Source organism: Candidatus Accumulibacter aalborgensis (assembly GCF_900089955.1).
In the GTDB taxonomy this organism is placed as follows: Bacteria; Pseudomonadota; Gammaproteobacteria; order Burkholderiales; family Rhodocyclaceae; genus Accumulibacter; species Accumulibacter aalborgensis.
Genome location: NZ_FLQX01000142.1, coordinates 1 through 18,908 on the forward strand (window position 1 = coordinate 1; position 18,908 = coordinate 18,908).

Annotated in this window: 18 protein-coding genes; 11 read left to right on the plus strand and 7 right to left on the minus strand. The window is 62.3% G+C overall.

Going from position 1 to position 18,908, the window contains the following annotated elements:
* Positions 1-642: 642 nt before the first annotated feature.
* The 3 genes from ACCAA_RS16920 to ACCAA_RS16930 all read right to left on the minus strand — a co-directional run bounded on the left by ACCAA_RS16920 (position 643) and on the right by ACCAA_RS16930 (position 3,277).
* Entirely contained in the window at positions 643-1,272 is a 630-nt protein-coding gene (locus ACCAA_RS16920) for a YbhB/YbcL family Raf kinase inhibitor-like protein (RefSeq protein ID WP_186408427.1), read from the minus strand.
* A gap of 19 nt (positions 1,273-1,291) precedes the next feature.
* Positions 1,292-2,830, minus strand: a complete 1,539-nt coding sequence (gene murJ / locus ACCAA_RS16925; RefSeq protein WP_186408428.1) for a murein biosynthesis integral membrane protein MurJ — start codon at positions 2,828-2,830, stop codon at positions 1,292-1,294.
* A gap of 180 nt (positions 2,831-3,010) precedes the next feature.
* Positions 3,011-3,277: an acyl carrier protein gene (locus ACCAA_RS16930; RefSeq protein ID WP_186408429.1), complete on the minus strand. Its 267-nt coding sequence runs from the start codon at positions 3,275-3,277 to the stop codon at positions 3,011-3,013.
* Between the two features lie 254 nt (positions 3,278-3,531).
* On the opposite strand from ACCAA_RS16930, the gene ACCAA_RS16935 reads away from it, so the two are divergent.
* A complete protein-coding gene (locus ACCAA_RS16935) occupies positions 3,532-4,041 on the plus strand; it encodes an adenylyltransferase/cytidyltransferase family protein (protein ID WP_186408430.1) in 510 nt (169 codons plus the stop codon).
* Between the two features lie 75 nt (positions 4,042-4,116).
* Here ACCAA_RS16935 and ACCAA_RS16940 read toward each other — a convergent pair whose 3' ends face one another.
* Genes ACCAA_RS16940 through ACCAA_RS16955 form a run of 4 tightly spaced genes read right to left on the minus strand, consistent with a single transcriptional unit; the run spans position 4,117 to position 7,602 of the window.
* Positions 4,117-4,965, minus strand: coding sequence for an HDOD domain-containing protein (locus ACCAA_RS16940; RefSeq protein WP_186408431.1), 849 nt, complete (start codon positions 4,963-4,965; stop codon positions 4,117-4,119).
* Positions 4,955-5,350 carry a YajD family HNH nuclease gene (locus ACCAA_RS16945; RefSeq protein ID WP_186408432.1) on the minus strand — a complete coding sequence of 132 codons (396 nt, stop codon included), beginning with the start codon at positions 5,348-5,350 and terminating at the stop codon, positions 4,955-4,957. The genes ACCAA_RS16940 and ACCAA_RS16945 overlap by 11 nt, the downstream gene beginning before the upstream one ends.
* 57 nt (positions 5,351-5,407) lie before the next feature.
* The gene (locus ACCAA_RS16950; RefSeq protein WP_186408433.1) at positions 5,408-6,574 is read right to left on the minus strand and encodes an alkaline phosphatase family protein; all 1,167 of its coding nucleotides are present in this window, start codon (positions 6,572-6,574) and stop codon (positions 5,408-5,410) included.
* Positions 6,571-7,602: an MBL fold metallo-hydrolase gene (locus ACCAA_RS16955; RefSeq protein WP_186408434.1), complete on the minus strand. Its 1,032-nt coding sequence runs from the start codon at positions 7,600-7,602 to the stop codon at positions 6,571-6,573. The genes ACCAA_RS16950 and ACCAA_RS16955 overlap by 4 nt, the downstream gene beginning before the upstream one ends.
* A 201-nt stretch (positions 7,603-7,803) precedes the next feature.
* Here ACCAA_RS16955 and ACCAA_RS16960 point away from each other — a divergent pair, with 201 nt between their 5' ends.
* The 10 genes from ACCAA_RS16960 to ACCAA_RS17005 all read left to right on the plus strand — a co-directional run bounded on the left by ACCAA_RS16960 (position 7,804) and on the right by ACCAA_RS17005 (position 18,826).
* Positions 7,804-8,967, plus strand: coding sequence for an isovaleryl-CoA dehydrogenase (locus ACCAA_RS16960; protein ID WP_186408435.1), 1,164 nt, complete (start codon positions 7,804-7,806; stop codon positions 8,965-8,967).
* Positions 8,968-9,041: 74 nt separating this feature from the next.
* Positions 9,042-10,184 (plus strand): carbonate dehydratase, encoded by a 1,143-nt coding sequence (can, locus tag ACCAA_RS16965; RefSeq protein ID WP_186408450.1) that lies wholly within the window; start codon positions 9,042-9,044, stop codon positions 10,182-10,184.
* 79 nt (positions 10,185-10,263) lie between these two features.
* Positions 10,264-11,202 (plus strand): DMT family transporter, encoded by a 939-nt coding sequence (locus ACCAA_RS16970; protein WP_186408436.1) that lies wholly within the window; start codon positions 10,264-10,266, stop codon positions 11,200-11,202.
* Positions 11,199-12,335 (plus strand): acyl-CoA dehydrogenase, encoded by a 1,137-nt coding sequence (locus ACCAA_RS16975; protein WP_186408437.1) that lies wholly within the window; start codon positions 11,199-11,201, stop codon positions 12,333-12,335. Before ACCAA_RS16970 ends, ACCAA_RS16975 begins: the two co-directional genes overlap by 4 nt.
* Before the next feature lies 1 nt (position 12,336).
* Positions 12,337-12,792 carry a PaaI family thioesterase gene (locus ACCAA_RS16980; RefSeq protein ID WP_186408438.1) on the plus strand — a complete coding sequence of 152 codons (456 nt, stop codon included), beginning with the start codon at positions 12,337-12,339 and terminating at the stop codon, positions 12,790-12,792.
* 66 nt (positions 12,793-12,858) lie between these two features.
* Positions 12,859-15,024 (plus strand): exonuclease domain-containing protein, encoded by a 2,166-nt coding sequence (locus ACCAA_RS16985; RefSeq protein WP_186408439.1) that lies wholly within the window; start codon positions 12,859-12,861, stop codon positions 15,022-15,024.
* A 197-nt stretch (positions 15,025-15,221) separates the two neighbouring features.
* Positions 15,222-15,509 (plus strand): H-NS histone family protein, encoded by a 288-nt coding sequence (locus tag ACCAA_RS16990; RefSeq protein ID WP_425394493.1) that lies wholly within the window; start codon positions 15,222-15,224, stop codon positions 15,507-15,509.
* 91 nt (positions 15,510-15,600) lie between these two features.
* Positions 15,601-16,605, plus strand: a complete 1,005-nt coding sequence (gene galE / locus ACCAA_RS16995; protein ID WP_186408441.1) for a UDP-glucose 4-epimerase GalE — start codon at positions 15,601-15,603, stop codon at positions 16,603-16,605.
* A gap of 9 nt (positions 16,606-16,614) precedes the next feature.
* Entirely contained in the window at positions 16,615-17,433 is an 819-nt protein-coding gene (locus ACCAA_RS17000) for a symmetrical bis(5'-nucleosyl)-tetraphosphatase (RefSeq protein WP_186408442.1), read from the plus strand.
* 121 nt (positions 17,434-17,554) lie between these two features.
* Complete coding sequence (locus ACCAA_RS17005) at positions 17,555-18,826, plus strand: MFS transporter (RefSeq protein WP_186408443.1); 1,272 nt, start codon at positions 17,555-17,557, stop codon at positions 18,824-18,826.
* The last annotated feature ends 82 nt before the right edge of the window (positions 18,827-18,908 follow it).

Consider the following 18,908-nt stretch of genomic DNA (forward strand, 5'->3'; position numbering starts at 1 on the left):
AACGATGACATCAAGTTGGCTGCGTGATCGCCGAGAATCCGTGGCTCAAAAGAGCCGCACCCAATTGATTTGGGTGCGGCTCTTTTCGGCCACGCCTTTGAAGCCAAAAAATGGTCAATTTCCGCCTGCTAAGAGCGTCAAAAGCTCGGTTTAGGCCTGAGTAATGCCGGCCCGAAAAGTTACGTGGCGCCTTCGGGGTAATCTGCCAAGCCATTGATCTGCTACATATTGGATTCTTTTAGAGTCCTCCGTGGCCGAAAAGATCCACACCCAATTGATTTGGCGGTACTCCTACTGAGAGTCCGATCTGGGGAGGTAGCAGACCTTCTGGCGTGAGTCATTGAGCGTCCGCTTCGGCCGAGCAGTGTGAATCGGCCCGACGGCAGGTTACGGAGTGCTACGGTCGCCCAGATGGCCGGTTTGGGGAGACGACGAGCGTCAGCAGTTGGCCGGTTGCAGACGGTCCCACCCGCCGCTTCCACACTGAATTTCATAGCGGCGCCAGAAAGGGTCTTGGGTGGGCGATGAAGCTACCTTGCGGCTTGCCGCGGGGTAGCTCATTCCTCAATGCCGGTGTTTCTTGTCCTCGGGCCCTGGAACTCTGCCCAGACCGGGTGCTTGACCGAGGACCGGCCTCGTCGGCTACGCCTTGAGCGCTGGGTTAAGAGTATAGGTGCCGGTGAGGCTCGCCTGCGCGAGGACGTGCCCTTGCATCGCCGCACGCACCTGTTGCCCGGTCAGCTTGCCCTCGACGTCAAGCCTGGCCACGTCGAGCGCGAAAACCGTGAACACGTAACGGTGGACGATCTCGTCGTTCCACGGTGGGCACGGGCCGTCATAGCCGTAGTAATCGCCACGCATGTCGTTGTCGCTGTCGAACCAGGCGGTGTAGTCGTTGATCCCCTGGCGCGCGTCGTGCGGCGCGTGTGGCCCCGGCTTGCCGCGTGGCGTGACGTCGTCCGAGAACTCGCCTTCCTTGACCTCGCCGAGACTGGCCGGCAGATCGACCAGCACCCAGTGGAAGAAATCGACGCGGGCCAGCGATGCCGGCACCGTGCGGTCTTCCTGGTTGACGTCGTCGCCCTGGCTGGGAACGTCGGGGTCGTGGCAAATGAGCGCGAAAGACTGCGTCTCGGCCGGTGCGCCGGTCCACGCCAACTGCGGGTTGAGGTTGCGGCCGAGGCAGACATGATGCTCCGGGTCCGGAATACAGAACGCAAAGTCGCCCGTGATTCGCTGTCCGTCGTTGAAACTGCTGCTGGTCAAGTCCATCGTTGATCCTCCTGGTTGATTACTCCGCCGCGCTGCGTTTGAAGTCGCGCAGGCGAAAACCTGCGACCCATAGTGTAGCGAAATAGACGCCTGCACCAAAGGTGACGACCAGAGAAAGTCGCAGCAAGCGTTGCGTCAGGCTCCACCGCAGCCAGTCGGCGGCGTCGCCGGCGACAAACCACAGTGCGGCGCCCATGGTCAGCATGGCCAGCGCGAGCCGGCCGTAGAACAGCGACCAGCCGGGTTGCGGGGTGTAGATTTCGCGCGCTCGCAGGCCGCGATAGAGCAGCGCGGCGTTGAGCATCGCAGCCAGGCCGATGGCCAGCGCCAGGCCGGCATGTGCGAGCCAGCGGATCAGGATCAGGTTCAGCAACTGGGTGACCGAGAGGGTCAGGATGGCGATCCTGACCGGGGTCCTGACGTTCTGGCGGGCGTAGAAGCCGGGTGCCAGGATCTTGACCAGAATCATTCCCAACAGGCCGAGACTGTAGGCGACCAGCGCGTCGCGCGTCCGGAATACGTCCGTGATCGAGAACGCGCCATGGTGGAACAGCGTGGCGATCAGCGGCACGGCAAGAATGGCCAGCGCCAGGGCCGCCGGAGCGGCGAGCAGGAAGGTCAAGCGCAAGCCCCAGTCGAGCAGTCTGGAGTATTCGTCGTGTCGCCCGGCGGCATGACACTTGCTCAGCGAGGGCAGCAGGATGGTGCCCAGAGCGGCACCGAGCAATCCCGCCGGAAATTCCATCAGGCGGTCGGCGTAGTACAGCCAGGAGACGCTGCCGGTATTCAGGAAGGAGGCAAAGATGGTATTCAGCAGCAGGCTGACCTGCGCCACGGAGACACCAAGCAAGGCTGGCGCCATCAGCCGGAAGATGCGACGCACGCCCTCGTCGTGCAGGTCGATCGAAAATCTGGGCAGCATGCCGAGGCGTTTCAGGCTGGGGATCTGGAAAGCGAGTTGCAGGGCGCCACCGAGAAAAACGGCCCAGCCTAGCGCCATGATCGGCGGGTCGAACCACGGCGCGGCATAGAGCGCCATGACAATGAAGGCGACGTTGAGCAGCACTGGCGTGAATGCGGGGACGACAAAGCGGCTCCAGGTATTGAGCACCCCGCCGGCCAGGGCGACGAGCGACATGAAAAGGATGTAGGGGAAAGTGACGCGCGTCAGGTTGACGGTCAGTGCGAATTTGTCGGCGTTGTCGGCGAAACCCGGTGCCGAGAGGTAGACCAGCAGCGGAGCAGCCGCCATGCCGAGCAGGGTCACTGCCAGGACGACGAGAAAAAGGAGGCTGGCGACGCGGTCTACGAGTTGCCGGGTTTCCTCACTTCCCCGCTTGCTCCGGTATTCGCCGAGAACGGGGACGAAGGCTTGCGAGAAGGCGCCTTCGGCGAACATGCGGCGCAGCAGATTGGGCAGTTTGAAAGCGACAAAGAAAGCGTCGGTCAGCATCCCGGCACCGAAAGCGCGGGCAATCACGAAGTCGCGCACAAAGCCGAGAATGCGCGACAGCAGGGTCATGCTGCTGACGGTGGCGAGGGTCCTGAGCAGGTTCATTCTTTGTCCGGGCGGCGCAGCAAGGCGCAAAGCCCGTCATCTTAGCCGGAGAACGGCAGCCAGCAAAAGGCCAGCAGACAAAACGCCAGGACAAGCGCCGCGCCAGGCTCTGATCCGACGGCCAGACCGCGGCCATCTTCTCACCCCAGGACAATCCAGTGCCTCGAAAGGCAAACATGGTCAGGCGGAGTCCTCACACGGCAGGAGTTTGGCCTGGACGAAGTCAATCAGAGTGCCAAACGTAGCAAATACTGTGCCGTCGATCTCGTCGTCGTCGATGGCAAACCCGAAGCGCTCTTCCAGGGTGGTGATCAGGACGACTACCGCCATCGAATCGAACTCGGGAATCGCGCCGAGCAGGGGCGTGGCCGGGGTGAATCTGTGCGCACGGCCGTTGAGGCACAATACCTCGTCAAGAAGCGATGCCAGTTCGTTTCTGATTTCCATACAGACTCCACAAGGTAACTTCTCTGGGCGCCCTCATCCACGCGAGTGGCGGTGGATTCGACGAAACCATTATGCCGAGTCGAAGCATGGCACGCCGTGTGAAAGGTCACGTTGGGACCGACACGATGGGACCATCAGGCCAAAGCTCGCTCGTCGGGTCGGCGGATGAGAAAGTGACGAATTTCGCATGGCAACCCGATAGTATACCGGGATTTCGCTCGTCTGGACGACCGGCGACGACGACGGAGTGATCCATGTCAGACTCGATTCCCCAATTGCCGACCGCAGCAACCGCCTTTGAAAGCAAGATCATTGCCCCTGGTGATCTCGCGGAGCGTATCGGCGGCGTTCCTCGTCCGCTGGTGTTTACCAACGGCTGCTTCGACATCGTGCATCGCGGCCATGTCACGCTGCTCGCCCAGGCACGTGCTCTTGGCGCTGCGCTGGTCCTGGCCCTCAACTCTGATGCATCGGTCAGGCGCCTGGGCAAAGGCGCAGGTCGCCCGGTGAATAAGCTGCCTGACCGCCTGGCCGTCGTCGCGGCTCTGGAATCGGTGACCTGGGTGACCTGGTTTGACGAGGATACGCCGCTGCAGAGAATTCTCGATTGCCGGCCCGACATTCTCGTCAAGGGTGGTGACTGGCCGCTGGAGACTATCGTTGGCAACCGGGAAGTGAGCGGCTGGGGTGGCTGTGTGCTGTCATTACCCTTCCTTCACCAGACGTCGACCAGCGCCCTGGTCGACAAGATCCGGCGCCTGTAGCGCCCCCCGTTGGCCGGCGGTCAGCGAGCGAGTGGCCTTTGTTATCGCTCTTGAGGTGCCGACCCGGGAAGATCCTCAACCGCCCAGCGCGCTCTTCAATGCGGCGACGTCGTCAGCCGACTCGGCCAGCAAGGTGGTGAGCGCATCGGCATCGAAAAGCTGGGACAGGATGCTGAGGTCAACCGGCTCCTGGAATTGCGGATCACGCCACGGCTGCTGCACATTGGCCAGCTTGTTGGCGACGAACAGCAGGTCCGTCAGCGTCGCCAGCGTCGTGACCTGACGCTCTTGCTCGTGCTCCTGCACGGCGATCAGCAGTTCTTCCGGTAGCCCCATGGCTGACAGCAGTGCGTGCCCGATATTGTCATGCCATTGCACCAGCAACTGCTGCAACTCGGCCGAGTCGGCGATCAACTCAGGGAAGTTCACAGTCCGCGAAAGCAGGTAAAATACACCAATATCATGGATCAGGCCGGCAAACATCGCTTCGTCCGGATTGAGACGGCTAGTTCGGCGAGCGAGCACGCGGCACAGTGCGGCGACGTGCATGGTGTGTTCCCACAGGCGCCGCGACAGGGCCTGGAACGGCGCCATCTTCTTCGAATTGAGCAGTTGCTCCATGGCTACGGCAAAGGAGACGCTACGCACGGCCTCCATGCCGACGCGGGCAATTGCGCTGTTGACGTCGATGATCGTTCGGCCGGAGCGGTTGATCGCCACCGAGTTGGCCAGACGGATGATCTTGGTGCTCATCAGGGGTTCGGCGCCGATCAGCGTTCCCAGTTGCTCAATGGTCAGATTCGGGTTCTTGAGCGCCGTGCGGACCTGGAAGGTGATGTCGAGAAAGGTCGGAAAACAGACCATTTCACCGGATAGGTCGCGGGCGATGTCCTCCAGGATTCGGAAGCTGAATTCATTGGCCATTTTGTCTACGCTGCAAGAGGTCTTTGAGATTGGCAAAGGGATTTGCCGTGGCCCGTGCCGTGGTCTTCGCGCCAAGCGGGTTGATCCCGGCCTGACGTGCCGCTTCGGCGTCGAGTTGTCGGGCGTGCTCGTTATCGTGGCAGTAAAGGCACAGCAGTTCCCAGTTGCTGCCGTCGCCGGGGTTGTGGTCATGATTGTGGTCGCGGTGGTGAACCGTCAGTTCGCGCAGATTCAGGTGCGTGAACTCACGCGCACAGCGACCACAGATCCACGGGTAGATCTTCAGTGCCTGTTCGCGATAGCCGCTTTCACGGGTCTGGCGATTACGGATGGCATCGGCGATCAGGCGATCGGTGTGTGCAGTCTTGGTTGGGTCGTTGGCCATGGGTGGACCTCAGCGGGAAGGAAGGCGTGCCGCGCTGGCGGCGGGTTCTGGTGCGCACTACACGAGCAGCGCGACGAGGGGTACGCGCATTTCGTTGCTGCTGATGCCGCCGTGCACGCCGAGCATCGTATAGTGCTTTTCGCCGGGCAGCCAGTCCTTGATCGTCCAGTTATCCTTCATCACCAGCGTGTAGTCGCCGACTCTGGAGGCGAGGCGCGGATGGTAGGGGGGAGGGCCGAACCAGCCGGCGGCGATCAGACGCTCGCTGGCGTAGAGGTGTGCAGCGCGGGTGAAATGATGGCGGACGTAGGCCTCGAAAGCTGGCCGATGATCGGCTGCCACATAGCAATAAGCGGCGCGACGCTCGCCGCAAAGGGGGCGGAGAAGCAGCGCAGCGAGTTGCGGATGGTCGTCCAGATTGATGACTCGCCGGGCAGGAGAATCAATGAAGCCGTGGTCGGCGGTGACCAGCAGCCAGGTATTGCTGCCGCGTAGCCGGCGCAGGAGCTGGCCGAAGAGCGTATCGAAATCGGCCAGGGCCTGCTGGGCTTGTCGGCTGTCGGTCCCGTAATGGTGCGACAGGCTGTCGACATCGGGATAGTAGGCATAGACATAACGTGGCTGGGCAGCGTCCTGCAGCAGCTCGGTCAGGCAGGCAAACATGTCGGGCAGCGCGGTGTAGGCCGTGGTCCGCGCGCCGCGCGAGTGCCAGTTGTTGAAGGCGCTGCCGACAATGCTTTTCGGTGCGACCACCGAGCACTCGCGATCAAGCGCCTGGAACAGCGAGTCATGGTCAAAAAGGCGTGGCGGCAGTGCGTCCGGCAACAGCTTGGCTGGTCCAAGGCGGGGGGTCAGCGGCAGTATCGACAGCGTCTGGTCGATCTCGTCCAGGTGCATGTGCCAGCCGGTGAGGCCGTGCTGCGCCGGCGCCAGGCCGGTCATCAAGGCGGTGATGGCGCTGGCGGTGGTCGATGGGAACACCGAAGTCATGCTCCCGAGCAGGTAACGTTGCAGATGCGGGCTGGCGGTATGTCTGGTCAGCGTGCGCAGGCCCAGGCCGTCGATGACCAGCAGAACGACATGGCGCGCTCTGGCAAGCTGCGCTGCCGACAGCGCGGCAAGTTCCGGGTACAGACTGCGCGCGCTACCGCAGGCAGTGGCGATGCTCTGCATCAGATTGACGATGCCCCCGCCGGTGTAGTCGGGAAGGACAGTCGACCTCATGACTTCCTGACGAAACGCACCCTGCCTTCGTCGTCCTCAAGACGCAGCAGGCGGCCGGCGTGTTCGAGCCGGTTGAGATGGGCAATCGCCTCACCCATGGCGAACATCGTCTGATGCGTGTCCAGATCCCTGGAGAACAGCGTGATCAGCAACTCGGCAGCGCTGCGCGGCGTGGCGCAGCGCTCCTCGAGAACCAGCAGGCGTTCCTCGTGGTGCGCGTGCAGGGCATTCACCCGGTTTTCGATGCCATGGAAAGGCAGTCCATGCGAAGGCAGCACCAGAGTCTCCGACGGCAGCTCGCGATAGGCGTCGATCGAGTGCAGGAAGTCGGCGAGCGAGTCGGCGGTGGGCGTCACGGCAAAGACGCTGATATTGGTCGAGATCTTCGGCAGCAGCATGTCGCCCGAAATCAGTACGCCGAGATCGGCGCTGTACAGGGCGGCATGCTCCGGCGAATGGCCGAAGCCGACGCGGACCTGCCAGCGGTGCTTGCCGATGGTCAGCACGTCGTCGGCAAACAGACGCTGGTAGTGGTCTGGAATACGCGGCACGCCACGGTTGTAGCCGCTGCTGCGGCGCTCCAGCGCTGCGCAACGTTCGGCGTCGAGTCCGTGGGCCCGAAACTGGCGCAACATCGGCTGGTTGCCGTGGCCGCCGACCTCGTGCCAGACGGCGTGTGCCGTCAGGTACTCGCCGAGGGTCATCAACAGTGGAGCGCCGGTCAGGTCCTGCAGCCAGGCGGCGAGGCCGAGGTGGTCGGGGTGGAAATGGGTGACGATGATGCGCGAAACTTTCCCGCCCGGCTTCGTTGACGCCAGGCGCGCCAATATCTGCCGCCAGCAGTCCTTGACTGCATCGAGCGCGAAGCCGGTGTCGACGATCACCCAGCCGTCATCATCCTCGAGCAGCCAGAGGTTGATGTGGTTCAGCGCAAAAGGTAGCGGCATCCGCAACCAGTGGATTCCGGGAGCAAGCTGCAACGTTTCGCCGGCAGCCGGCGGGGTGGCACAGGGATAATCGGGCAGCATCTGGTGGCGGGTTCCAGGATTGTAAAAAGCGCTGAAGTCTATAAACTGCCGGTTGAAGGTGGTTGCGGGACCGGCCTTCGCTGGCCTCTGGAGCGTACCATTGTACACCTGATCCGACCACGAACATTTCATGCGGCGGCCATGCGCAAAGCACGGCAAGAAGGATAGAGCCCCGTAAGCCTCTCTCAAGGAGCGACAGACATGGAAACCCCGAGCCTCGATTTTGCCCATGGCGAAACGATAGACATGCTGCGCGCGACCGTGCGTGCCTTCGCTGCCGACGAAATCGCACCGCGCGCCGCAGCCATCGATCGCGACAACGTGTTCCCCGCCGATCTGTGGGCCAAGCTGGGCGCCATGGGTCTGCTCGGCATCACCGCCGACGAGGAGTACGGCGGTAGCGGACTCGGCTATCTGGCGCACATTGTGGCGATGGAAGAGATTTCACGCGCTTCGGCGAGCGTCGCTCTATCCTACGGCGCACATTCCAACCTGTGCGTCAATCAGATCGGTCGCAACGGGACGGCAGCGCAGAAAGCAAGGTATCTGCCGAAGCTGATTTCCGGCGAGCATGTCGGCGCGCTGGCGATGTCCGAAGCCAACGCCGGTTCTGACGTGGTCAGCATGAAGCTCGTCGCCGAACGTCAGGGGAGCCGTTTCATCCTCAACGGCGGCAAGATGTGGATCACCAACGGTGGTGACGCCGACACGCTGGTGGTCTACGCCAAGACCGACGTCAACGCGGGTGCGCAGGGAATCACCGCCTTCATCGTCGAAAAGGGAATGCCGGGTTTCTCCTGGGGGTCGAAACTCGACAAACTCGGCATGCGTGGTTCCAATACCTACCCGCTTTTCTTCGACGACTGCGAACTGCCGGTCGAAAACGTTCTCGGCCAGATCGACGGCGGCGTGGGCGTACTGATGAGCGGTCTTGACTACGAGCGCGCGGTGCTCGCCGGCGGTCCGCTGGGTATCATGGCGGCAGCGATGGATCTGGTGCTACCCTACGTGCACGATCGCCAGCAGTTCGGTCGGTCGATCGGTGAGTTCCAGTTGATGCAGGGCAAGATCGCCGACATGTACACCACCTTCAACGTCTGTCGGGCCTACGTCTATGCCGTCGGCCAGGCCTGCGACCGCGGCCAAACGACGCGCAAGGACGCCGCCGGTGCCATCCTCTACGCCGCCGAAAAAGCGACCTGGATGGCCGGCGAGGCGATCCAGACGCTGGGTGGTAATGGCTACGTCAACGAGTATCCAGCCGGGCGCTTGTGGCGTGACGCCAAGCTCTACGAGATCGGTGCCGGCACCTCCGAAATCCGCCGCATGCTGATCGGCCGCGAACTGTTTGCCGAGACACTTTGAAAAGCCCCTTTGCCAGCCAGGCGGGTTGCGTGTCCGGCCAGCGATTTCCCTTCTACCTTCTACGTTGAACGATGATGACCAATACGCTGCGCACCCTCTCCGCCGACGACGTCACCGCCATCGGCCACGTCCGCCAGTTCTTCCGTAACTACGCGGCGTGGCTTGGTGTCGACCTGTGCTTCCAGGGTTTTGACGAGGAAATGGCTTCCCTGCCCGGAGCTTATGCGCTGCCCGACGGCCGCCTGTTCTATGCCGAGCGCAACGGTCAGCCGGCTGGCTGTGTCGGCATTCGCCCTTTCTCTGCCGGACTTTGCGAGATGAAGCGCCTCTATGTCGAGCCTGAGCAGCGCGGTTTCGGAATCGGCCGCGACCTGGTCCTGGCAGCGATCCGGGCGGCCAAGGAAATCGGCTACCGCAAGCTGCTCCTCGACACCCTGCCGGCGATGCGCTTCGCGGTACGGCTCTATCGCGAGATGGGTTTCAAGGAAACGCCGGCCTATTATCAGACGCCTCTCGAAGGGACGATGTTTCTCGCCCTTGACCTCGAAAACTGGTCCGAGCAAGAGGTCGCCAACGAAAACCTCTTCCACCTGTTCGACTTCAACCGCGCCTGGTCGAGTCGCATGCAGGAGATCAACCCCGAATACTTCCTCAAGCTCTCCAGGCTGCAAACGCCGCAGTATCTGTGGATCGGCTGCTCCGATTCGCGCGTGCCGGCCAACGAGATCGTCGGACTGTTGCCCGGCGAACTGTTCGTTCATCGTAATGTCGCCAACGTGGTGGTGCATACCGACCTCAACTGCCTGTCGGTGATCCAGTTCGCGATCGACGTCCTCAAGGTCAGGCACGTGATGGTCGTCGGTCATTACGGTTGCGGCGGCGTCAAGACGGCACTCAATCGTGAGCGCGCCGGGCTGGTGGACATCTGGCTGCGACACGTGCGCGACGTCCATGACAAGCACCTCGCGCTGGTCGACGCCTTGCCGGCCGAGCAGCGACACGATCGCCTGTGCGAACTCAATGTGCTCGAACAGGTGGTCAATGTCTGCCAGACTTTCGTCGTTCAGGACGCCTGGGAGCGCGCTCAGCCGGTTACCGTGCACGGCTGGATCTATGGCTTGAAGGATGGCCTGATGCGCGACCTCGGCTTCACGGTGCCCCGGCGCGAAGACCTGTTGCCGCGCTACGCGGCGGCGCTAGAGGCGCTGCAGGTTTGAACGCAGCGTTCCCGAAGAAGCCTCAAGTGCCTGCTCCGTGGCCCGTATCCTGGTCCATTCGGGGTGCTGAGGGCAAGCGTTGAAGGCCGGGTCTGCGCCAGAGGCCGCTTCGCCGGCGACCTACGGCAAGCTGATCGCCACCGCTTTCGTCTGGGGCGCGACGTGGATTGCCGGTCGCGTCGCCGTCAGCGAAGCATCGCCGCTGGCGGTTGCCAGTTGGCGCTTCCTGCTCGCGGCGCTGGTTCTCGGCACGCTGGTGGTGATCCATGAAGGTTGGCCGCGCTGGTCGCTCGACGAGTGGCTGACGCTCGCAGCGCTCGGTGCCAGCGGTATCTTTCTCTACAACGTCTGTTTCCTGTACGGACTGAAGATGATCGAAGCCGGTCGCGGCGCGCTGGTCGTCGCGCTGACGCCCGCCGTCGTTGCGGCTGGCGACTGGTGGCTGTTTGCTGCCCCGATGTCACCGATGAAAGCGTCGGGAATCGGGCTGGCGATGTTCGGCTGCCTGCTGGTGGTCACCAACGGCGATCCCCGACTGCTGTTCGCTGGCCAGGTGGGTCTCGGCGAATGGCTGATCATCGGTTGCAGCGTGCTGTGGGCGGTTTACACCTTCGTTGGTCGGCGTGGCACGCGCTCGTTGTCGCCACTGGCAATGACCTTCGGTGCCAGCGTCACCGGCTGGCTGATGCTCACTACTGCCGCGCTGTTGCAGGGATCGTTATTTTCGCTGGCCGCCATCACCTGGCGTGGTGGCGGGGCAATCATCTTCCTCGGTCTCTTCGGCACGGCACTGGCCTTTACCTGGTACGCCGAAGCCGTGCAGCGCATCGGTGCCACGCGCTCGGCGGCGTTCATCAATCTGGTTCCGGTCAGCGCCGTCGTTCTCGGTGCGGCTCTGCTCGACGAGCGGCTTGGCGTCGCGGTTCTCACGGGCGGTGCGCTGGTCATCGCCGGCGTCATCATTACCAATCAAGCCGGCACGCGACTTGCCGCCGGCCACAAGGAGAAAACAACATGATCCTGACCCAGGAACAGGAGATGATCCGCGACTCGCTGCGTGCTTTTGCGCAGGAACGGCTGGCTCCCTTCGCCGCCGAGTGGGACCGCCAGCACACGTTTCCCGCCGACGCGCTGCGCGAACTCGGCGAACTGGGTGCGCTCGGCATGGTCGTTCCCGAACAATGGGGCGGCGCCGGCATGGACTACATGTCGCTGGTGCTGGTGATCGAAGAGATCGCCGCCGGCGACGGCGCCACGTCGACGATAGTCAGCGTGCAGAACTCGCTGGCCTGCGGTATCACCATGAAGTATGGCAGCGACGAGCAGAAGGAGACCTGGCTGAAGCCGCTGGCGCGCGGAGAAATGCTCGGCTGCTTCTGTCTGACCGAACCGCATACCGGTTCCGATGCGGCTGCGATCAGCACGCGTGCGGACCGCGATGGCGACTTTTTTGTTTTGAACGGGGTCAAGCAATTCATCACCACCGGCAAATACGCTCAGGTGGCGATCGTCTTCGCGGTTACCGACAAGGCCGCCGGCAAGAAGGGGATTTCGTGCTTTCTGGTGCCGACCTCGACGCCCGGTTACATCGTCGCCCGTATCGAGGAGAAAATGGGCCAGCACGCCTCGGACACCGCGCAGATCCTCTTCGACGACTGCCGAATTCCCGCTTCCTGCCTGCTCGGCAAGGAAGGCGACGGCTACCGGATCGCGTTATCGAACCTGGAAGCAGGCCGCATCGGCATCGCTGCCCAGTCAGTCGGCATGGCTCGCGCCGCTTTTGACGCCGCCGTGCAATACGCGAAGGATCGCGTGACCTTCGGCAAGCCGATCATCGAACATCAGGCGGTCAGCTTCCGTCTCGCCGACATGGCGACGCAGATCGACGCCGCTCGCCTGCTGGTCTGGCGAGCAGCCACCTTCAAGGACGCCGGCAAGCCCTGCCTCAAGGAAGCGTCGATGGCCAAGATGTTCGCTTCTGAAATGGCCGAGAAAGTGTGCTCGGACGCGATCCAGATTCTCGGCGGCTATGGTTACGTCAGTGACTTTCCGGTCGAGCGGATCTATCGCGACGTCCGCGTCTGCCAGATTTACGAGGGAGCGAACGACATCCAGCGGCTGGTGATCGGTCGTGCTGTGGCGGGCGACTAGGATGAGCCGGCACACCTTGCGTCCCGAATTCAGCGTCACCGCGCTCAACGCCCGTGCGCCTGGGCACCTGCCGGGCTGGTTCGGCATTGAAGTGCTCACCGTCGAGCCCGGCAGGCTCTCCGCTCGCCTGTCGATTCGGCCGGAGATGCTGGCGCCGAACGGCTTCCTGCACGCCGCGACGGTCATTGCATTGGCCGATACCAGTGCCGGTTACGCGACGTATGCGCACCTGCCCGCTGGTGCCGACGGTTTTACGACGATCGAATTGAAGACCAATTTTCTTGGTACGCTGACCGAAGGGCTACTGCTATGTACGGCGAGCGCGGTGCACAGCGGCCGCACGACGCAGGTCTGGGATGCCGAGGTGAGCAGCGAAGACGGGCGGCGGCTGGCGCTGTTCCGGTGCACGCAGATGGTCTTGTGGCCCAAGGCAGTGACGGTGTCGGCCCGTCCGTAGCGTGCGCTGCCTGAGGGAGGCGTCGTGATGGCCAGAACAACTGTCATTCCTGCATCGGTCTGAACGATGAACGCGCGCGACCGCTTGTTCATTGCAGTCATTGTTCTCGGCGTTCTGATGACCGGCCCCTTCGTGATCACGGCGCTCCTGGTCTGGGCGAGCGCGCAAGCCGCGGAACAGGCGCTTCTCGTCCAGTTGATCATGCCGCACCTGTCTCTCGGCGCGATGATGACCCTCTTCGGCTTCGCGGTCGGCTTGCTGGTCATCCGTTACCTCTTCCGGCAGTACGTTCAGGGCCTGCTCAGGATGGCCGAGAGCCTGCGCCTGATGTTGTCGGCCAATCGCAACTTCCGGGTCGACCCGGAGGGGCCGCCCGAGGTCCAGTTGCTGGCCCTGGCCGCCAACGCGCTGGCCGAGCAGCGCGATGGCCTGATGGACGATGTCGATGCCCAGATCACCACCGCCAAGGCCTCGGTAGAGGAAGAGAAGAACCGCCTGGCGGCACTGATGTCCGAGTTGGCGCAAGCGGTGGTGGTGTGCAATGTCGACGGAGTGATCCTGCTCTACAACAGCCGCGCCCGACTCCAGTTCAGGGCGCTTGCGCAAGGCAGCACGGCAGTCGCCGGGGGGGCGCTGATTGGCCTTGGCCGTTCGATCTTCTCGATCCTCGAACGTAATCAGATCGATCATGCGCTGGAGGTGGTACGTCAGCGTCTGGGCAAGGGCGCGGCAGCCGCAATCGCCAACTTCATTACCACGGCGCGTGGGGGGCAGCTCCTGCGGGTCCAGTTGGTCCCTGTTCTGGCGACCACCGATGATTCCCTGCAGCGCGAAATGACCGGCTATGTGCTTACCGTCGAGAACATTACCCGCAGCATCGAGCAGGAGTCACGTCGCGATCAGGTGCTGCAGTCGCTGACCGACGGCAGCCGGGGCAGCCTGGCCAATATCCGCGTAGCCGTCGGCAACCTGATGGACTATCCCGATATGGGGCTCGAGATCCGCGAGCGTTTCGTCGGCATCATCAGCGACGAAGTGGTCCGCATGAGCCAGCGTCTGGACCAGACGATGACCGAGTTTGCCGATTCGCTGAAAACCCGCTGGCCACTCGAGGACGTGCTGGGCATCGACATCATCGCTGCCGCCCAACGGCGAATTGAACAGCAACTGGGGCTGCCAACAAAAACGGAGGAGATCCAAGAAGCCTTGTGGCTGCGGGCGGAGAGCTTTTCTCTGGTCTTCTCGATCTGTTTTCTCGCCTCCCGCCTGATCGACCACTACCAGATCAAGGAACTTCGCTTCCGCCTCCTGCCTTTCGGCAAGCTGGCCTACCTGGATCTCATCTGGGCCGGCCACGCCATGTCCTCGGAGACTTCCTACACCTGGGAGACCGAAGCCATGCAGGTGGGCAAGGAAGCTTCCCCATTGTCGCTGCGCGATGTCATCGACCGCCATGGGGGAGAAATCTGGTACGAGCGGGAAAAAGCTGCCCACCGTGCGTTCTTCCGCTTCGTCCTGCCGGTGGCCTCGCCGGATAGCCGGGTGCCGGGGGAGGTGATCGACGAGTCTGGCGTTCGCCCGGAGTATTACGACTTCGACCTGTTTCATTTTCAGGATCAGAGCATCGATCTGGACCGCTCGCTGTCGGATCTGACGTACACAGTATTCGATACCGAGACTACCGGCCTGGAGCCGGCAGCCGGCGACGAGATCATCCAGATCGGTGCCGTGCGGATTGTCAACGGCCGCTTGTTGCGTCACGAGAACTTCGACCAGTTGGTCGATCCTGAACGTTTTCTGCGACCGGAAGGAATCCGCATCCACGGCATCACCGATGACATGGTGCGCGGGCAGCCCAACATCGAGGCGGTACTGCCGGCCTTTCACGATTTCTGCTGCGACACTGTGCTGGTCGCGCATAACGCGGCCTTTGACATGCGTTTTCTGCAACTAAAGGAAGAGCATACCGCGGTGGTCTTTAGTCAGCCGGTACTGGATACTCTGCTGCTGTCCGCGGTGCTGCATCCGAATCAGGAGTCACACCAGTTGGACAGCATCGCTGAACGGCTGGGAATCGGCATCGAAGGCCGCCACAACGCGCTGGCCGATGCCTGCGCCACTGGCGAAGTGTTCCTCAAGATGCTGCCCTTGCTGGCCCGGATGGGGATCGTTACGCTGCGCCAAGCGCTGGAGGCTTCCGAGAAAACCTATTTTGCCCGGGTCAAATACTAAGGGTGATCCCCTCTCGCGACAACACTTGAAAATGCGCAGAGTTATGCTTGGCCGCCATTAATCACCAGTGAATCATCATGGTGCTTGACGAATCCAGTATTGCGTGTTGAAATTGCCCGCTTTTCGTCTGGCAACACGGTTTTTTCAAGGAGAAGTGAATGGCAACGTACAGGGAACTGCTTGCGCAACGCGCGGAGTTGGAAAAGAAAATCGAGGAAACACGGAGCCTGGAGTTGGCGGACGCCATCGCACGGACGAAAGAGTTGATTGCCGAATACGGTTTGACGGCAACCGATTGTGGCTTCAGGCTTGGCAGCGCGCCGGCAGCAATGGCTGCCGGAAAACCTCGGTCGACGGTCCCTGTGAAGTATCGCGGTCCGAACGGCGAAACATGGTCGGGCCGCGGCAAAGCGCCGAACTGGCTGACCAGTCTTGAAACACAGCAGGGCCGGGACCGGGACGAATTTCTGGTGAACAGGCTGTAAGCGCTTACTGCCAGGGGTCTGAGTTTCCGAGTCGCTGAGCAGCAGGCAGCGGGGCCGGCAGCGATCGATTATCGAGCGAGTGGACAATGCAATGAACATCCTGGTCACTGGAGGCACCGGCTATATCGGCTCGCATGCCTGTGTCGCTCTGCTGGGGGCGGGCCATGACGTGACCGTGGTCGACAATCTTGCCAATAGCCGGGCCGAGGTGCTCGATCGCGTGGCCCGGATTTGCGGGCGGCGGCCGGTCTTTTTCGAAGGCGACGTTCGTGATCGCGAGTTGCTGCGCGACGCTTTCTCTCGCGCTCCTGTGCATGCGGTGATCCACTTCGCCGGCCTCAAGGCAGTCGGTGAATCGGTTGCCCAGCCATTGCGTTATTACGACTGCAACGTCAGCGGAACCATCGCCTTGTGTGAAGTCATGGCCGAAGCGGCGGTCAAGACGCTGATTTTCAGCTCGTCAGCGACGGTCTATGGCGACCCGGCTTCGGTGCCGATTCGAGAGGATTTTCCGCGCTCGGCAACCAATCCCTATGGCGCCAGCAAGCTGATGATTGAAGACATCCTTGTCGACCTGGCCCAGGCCGACCCCGAATGGCGGATTGCTCGTCTGCGCTATTTCAATCCCGTTGGCGCGCACCCAAGCGGCCTGATTGGCGAGGAACCGAGTGGCGTTCCCAATAACCTTTTGCCCTTTGTGGCGCTGGTGGCAGAAGGAAAGCAACCGCGACTGAGCGTTTTCGGCAACGATTATCCGACGCCCGATGGCACCGGGGTGCGCGACTATATTCACGTGATGGATCTGGTTGAAGGCCACCTCGCGGCACTGGATTATCTTGTTGGCCAAGGCGGTTTGCTGACCGTTAATCTCGGTACGGGTTGCGGGTATTCGGTACTTGACATGGTGCGCGCCTTCGAAGCCGCCAGTGGTCGTCCGGTTTCCTACGCTCTGATGCCGCGCCGACCGGGTGATGTGGCCGCCTGCTACGCCGACCCGCGGCTGGCCGAACAACTCCTCGGCTGGACAGCGCGCCGAGGCCTGGACGAGATGTGCAGCGATGCCTGGCGCTGGCAGCAGCGGCGCGCGGCAAGCTGACTGCACCCCGTGGCGACGTATGCAATTGGCGACATCCAGGGCTGCTTCGACTCGTTCCAGCGCCTGCTGACCGCGTGCAACTTCGATCCTCTGGCCGATCGCCTGTGGCTGGTCGGCGACCTGGTGAACCGCGGGCCGCGCTCACTGGACACCTTGCGCTTCGTGCGCGATCTGGGCGCCGCGGTGACGACGGTACTCGGTAATCATGATCTCTACCTGCTCATGGCTGCCGCCGGGTTTGGCAGACGCAGCAAGGGCGATACGCTCGACGAAATTCTCGCTGCACCCGACCGCGAAGAACTGCTCGACTGGCTGCGCCATAGACCCCTGTGCCACCACCAGGGCGAGTTCTGCATGGTCCATGCCGGGCTCCTGCCACAGTGGACCGTGCCTCAGGCGCGGGCGCTGGCGGCCGAGGTCGAGGGAGCGCTGATCAGCCCCGCTTATCTCGACTTCATGGCCAACATGTGGGGTAGCGAACCGGCGTCCTGGGATGACACGCTTGCCGGCTGGCCGCGCTTGCGCGTGATCGTCAATGCGATGACCCGGATGCGCTTCTGTTCAGCCGACGGCGTCATGGAATTCAAGACCAAGGGCGAACTGAGCGCGGCACCTCCTGGCCTTATGCCGTGGTTCGAAGTGCCGGGTCGGCGGAGCGCCGATGATGTTCTCGTCACGGGTCATTGGTCGGCGCTCGGACTGAAGGTCGAAGCCAAGCTGCTGGCGCTGGATTCCGGTTGTCTCTGGGGCCGCCACCTGACAGCCGTCCGCCTTGAGGACCGCACCGTCTTTCAGGTCGATTGCTCGACCGGAGAAGCGCAGGTCTGAAGACCTGAGATGATCGCCGGGATCGCTGCCAGGCCGGTCTTTCGTTGACGCACATCAAAGCTGAACGGCGCCCCCGGTCCTAGACTCGCTGGCATTCTGTCAAGCGCGAGAGGGGCCGTCGGTGGCATCGGAGAAGTTCAAGCAATGGTCGGTGGTGACCGCGAGCACTACGTCGTTCACGGTATGTTTCATGGTCTGGATGATGTTCGCCGTCATCGGCATCCCGATCAAACAGTCGCTGGGTCTCAATGAAACGCAGTTCGGCATTCTGGTGGCCATGCCGGTCCTCACCGGTTCGCTGATCCGCCTGCCGCTGGGGATGTGGACCGACCGCTTCGGCGGCCGCATCGTCTTCCTTGTCCTGATGCTGAGCACGGTCTTTCCGATCTGGCTGATTTCCCGGGCCACCGAATTCTGGCAATTTCTGGTCACCGGCCTCTTCGTCGGAGTCGCTGGCGGTTCATTCACCGTTGGCATCGCCTACTGCGCGCGCTGGTTTCCGAGGAACCGCCAGGGGCTGGCCATGGGCATCTTCGGCGTCGGCAACACCGGCGCTGCGGTGACCAAACTCGTTGCCCCGACGATCGTCGTCGCCTACGGCTGGGAGATGGTGCCCCAGGTCTATGCCGTGTTGATGCTGATCACGGCGCTGCTCTTCTGGTGTTTCACGTATACGGACGCGGAACATAGCGCGGGCGCTGCGCACGTTACGGTCAAAGAGCAGTTGCTGACCCTGAAGGACCCGGCCGTCTGGCGCTACAGCCAGTATTACTCGATCGTTTTTGGCGGCTACGTCGGGCTCTCCCTGTGGATGACCAAGTACTACATCAGCGAGTACGGTTTCGATCTCAAGACGGCGGCGCTGCTCGCTGCCGGCTTCAGCATCCCCGGCGGCTTGCTGCGCGCCATCGGTGGCTGGTTCTCCGACAAGTACGGTGCGCATTCAGTCACCTGGTGGGTGCTCTGGGTCGGGCTGGTGTGTCTCTTCTTTCTCTCCTATCCGCAGAGCGACTTCACGATCCACACCGTGTCCGGGCCGAAAACCTTTCATATCGGGCTCAATCCGACGCTGTTCACGATCATCATGTTCACTATGGGCATGTCTTTCGCGATCGGCAAGGCGTCGGTGTTCAAGTACATCTCGGATGATTATCCGCATAACATCGGCGTTGTTTCGGGCATCGTCGGCCTTGCCGGGGGCATGGGCGGTTTCATCCTGCCGATCCTCTTCGGCGCGCTGGTCGACTTGACCGGCCTGCGTTCCTCGGCTTTCATGCTGATGTTCGGGATCGTCTGGGTCTCGCTGATGTGGATGTATTTTGCCGAAGTGCGGCCAATGAGCGCAGCAGAAAGCGACAAGCATCCGGCCGCCTCGCCCGTGCCCCTTAACTGAAAACCCGACGGTAACCGGCCAAGCCCACTCTCGTCCGCAGTCACGAGTCACGAGTCACGAGTTCCCGCACAGGATTTCGTGA

Coding starts and splice junctions, on each gene's coding strand:
- ACCAA_RS16920 (WP_186408427.1), bottom strand. CDS start 1,272: ATGGACTTGACCAGCAGCAGTTTCAACGACGGACAGCGAATCACGGGC.
- murJ (WP_186408428.1), bottom strand. CDS start 2,830: ATGAACCTGCTCAGGACCCTCGCCACCGTCAGCAGCATGACCCTGCTG.
- ACCAA_RS16930 (WP_186408429.1), bottom strand. CDS start 3,277: ATGGAAATCAGAAACGAACTGGCATCGCTTCTTGACGAGGTATTGTGC.
- ACCAA_RS16935 (WP_186408430.1), top strand. CDS start 3,532: ATGTCAGACTCGATTCCCCAATTGCCGACCGCAGCAACCGCCTTTGAA.
- ACCAA_RS16940 (WP_186408431.1), bottom strand. CDS start 4,965: ATGGCCAATGAATTCAGCTTCCGAATCCTGGAGGACATCGCCCGCGAC.
- ACCAA_RS16945 (WP_186408432.1), bottom strand. CDS start 5,350: ATGGCCAACGACCCAACCAAGACTGCACACACCGATCGCCTGATCGCC.
- ACCAA_RS16950 (WP_186408433.1), bottom strand. CDS start 6,574: ATGAGGTCGACTGTCCTTCCCGACTACACCGGCGGGGGCATCGTCAAT.
- ACCAA_RS16955 (WP_186408434.1), bottom strand. CDS start 7,602: ATGCTGCCCGATTATCCCTGTGCCACCCCGCCGGCTGCCGGCGAAACG.
- ACCAA_RS16960 (WP_186408435.1), top strand. CDS start 7,804: ATGGAAACCCCGAGCCTCGATTTTGCCCATGGCGAAACGATAGACATG.
- can (WP_186408450.1), top strand. CDS start 9,042: ATGACCAATACGCTGCGCACCCTCTCCGCCGACGACGTCACCGCCATC.
- ACCAA_RS16975 (WP_186408437.1), top strand. CDS start 11,199: ATGATCCTGACCCAGGAACAGGAGATGATCCGCGACTCGCTGCGTGCT.
- ACCAA_RS16980 (WP_186408438.1), top strand. CDS start 12,337: ATGAGCCGGCACACCTTGCGTCCCGAATTCAGCGTCACCGCGCTCAAC.
- ACCAA_RS16985 (WP_186408439.1), top strand. CDS start 12,859: ATGAACGCGCGCGACCGCTTGTTCATTGCAGTCATTGTTCTCGGCGTT.
- galE (WP_186408441.1), top strand. CDS start 15,601: ATGAACATCCTGGTCACTGGAGGCACCGGCTATATCGGCTCGCATGCC.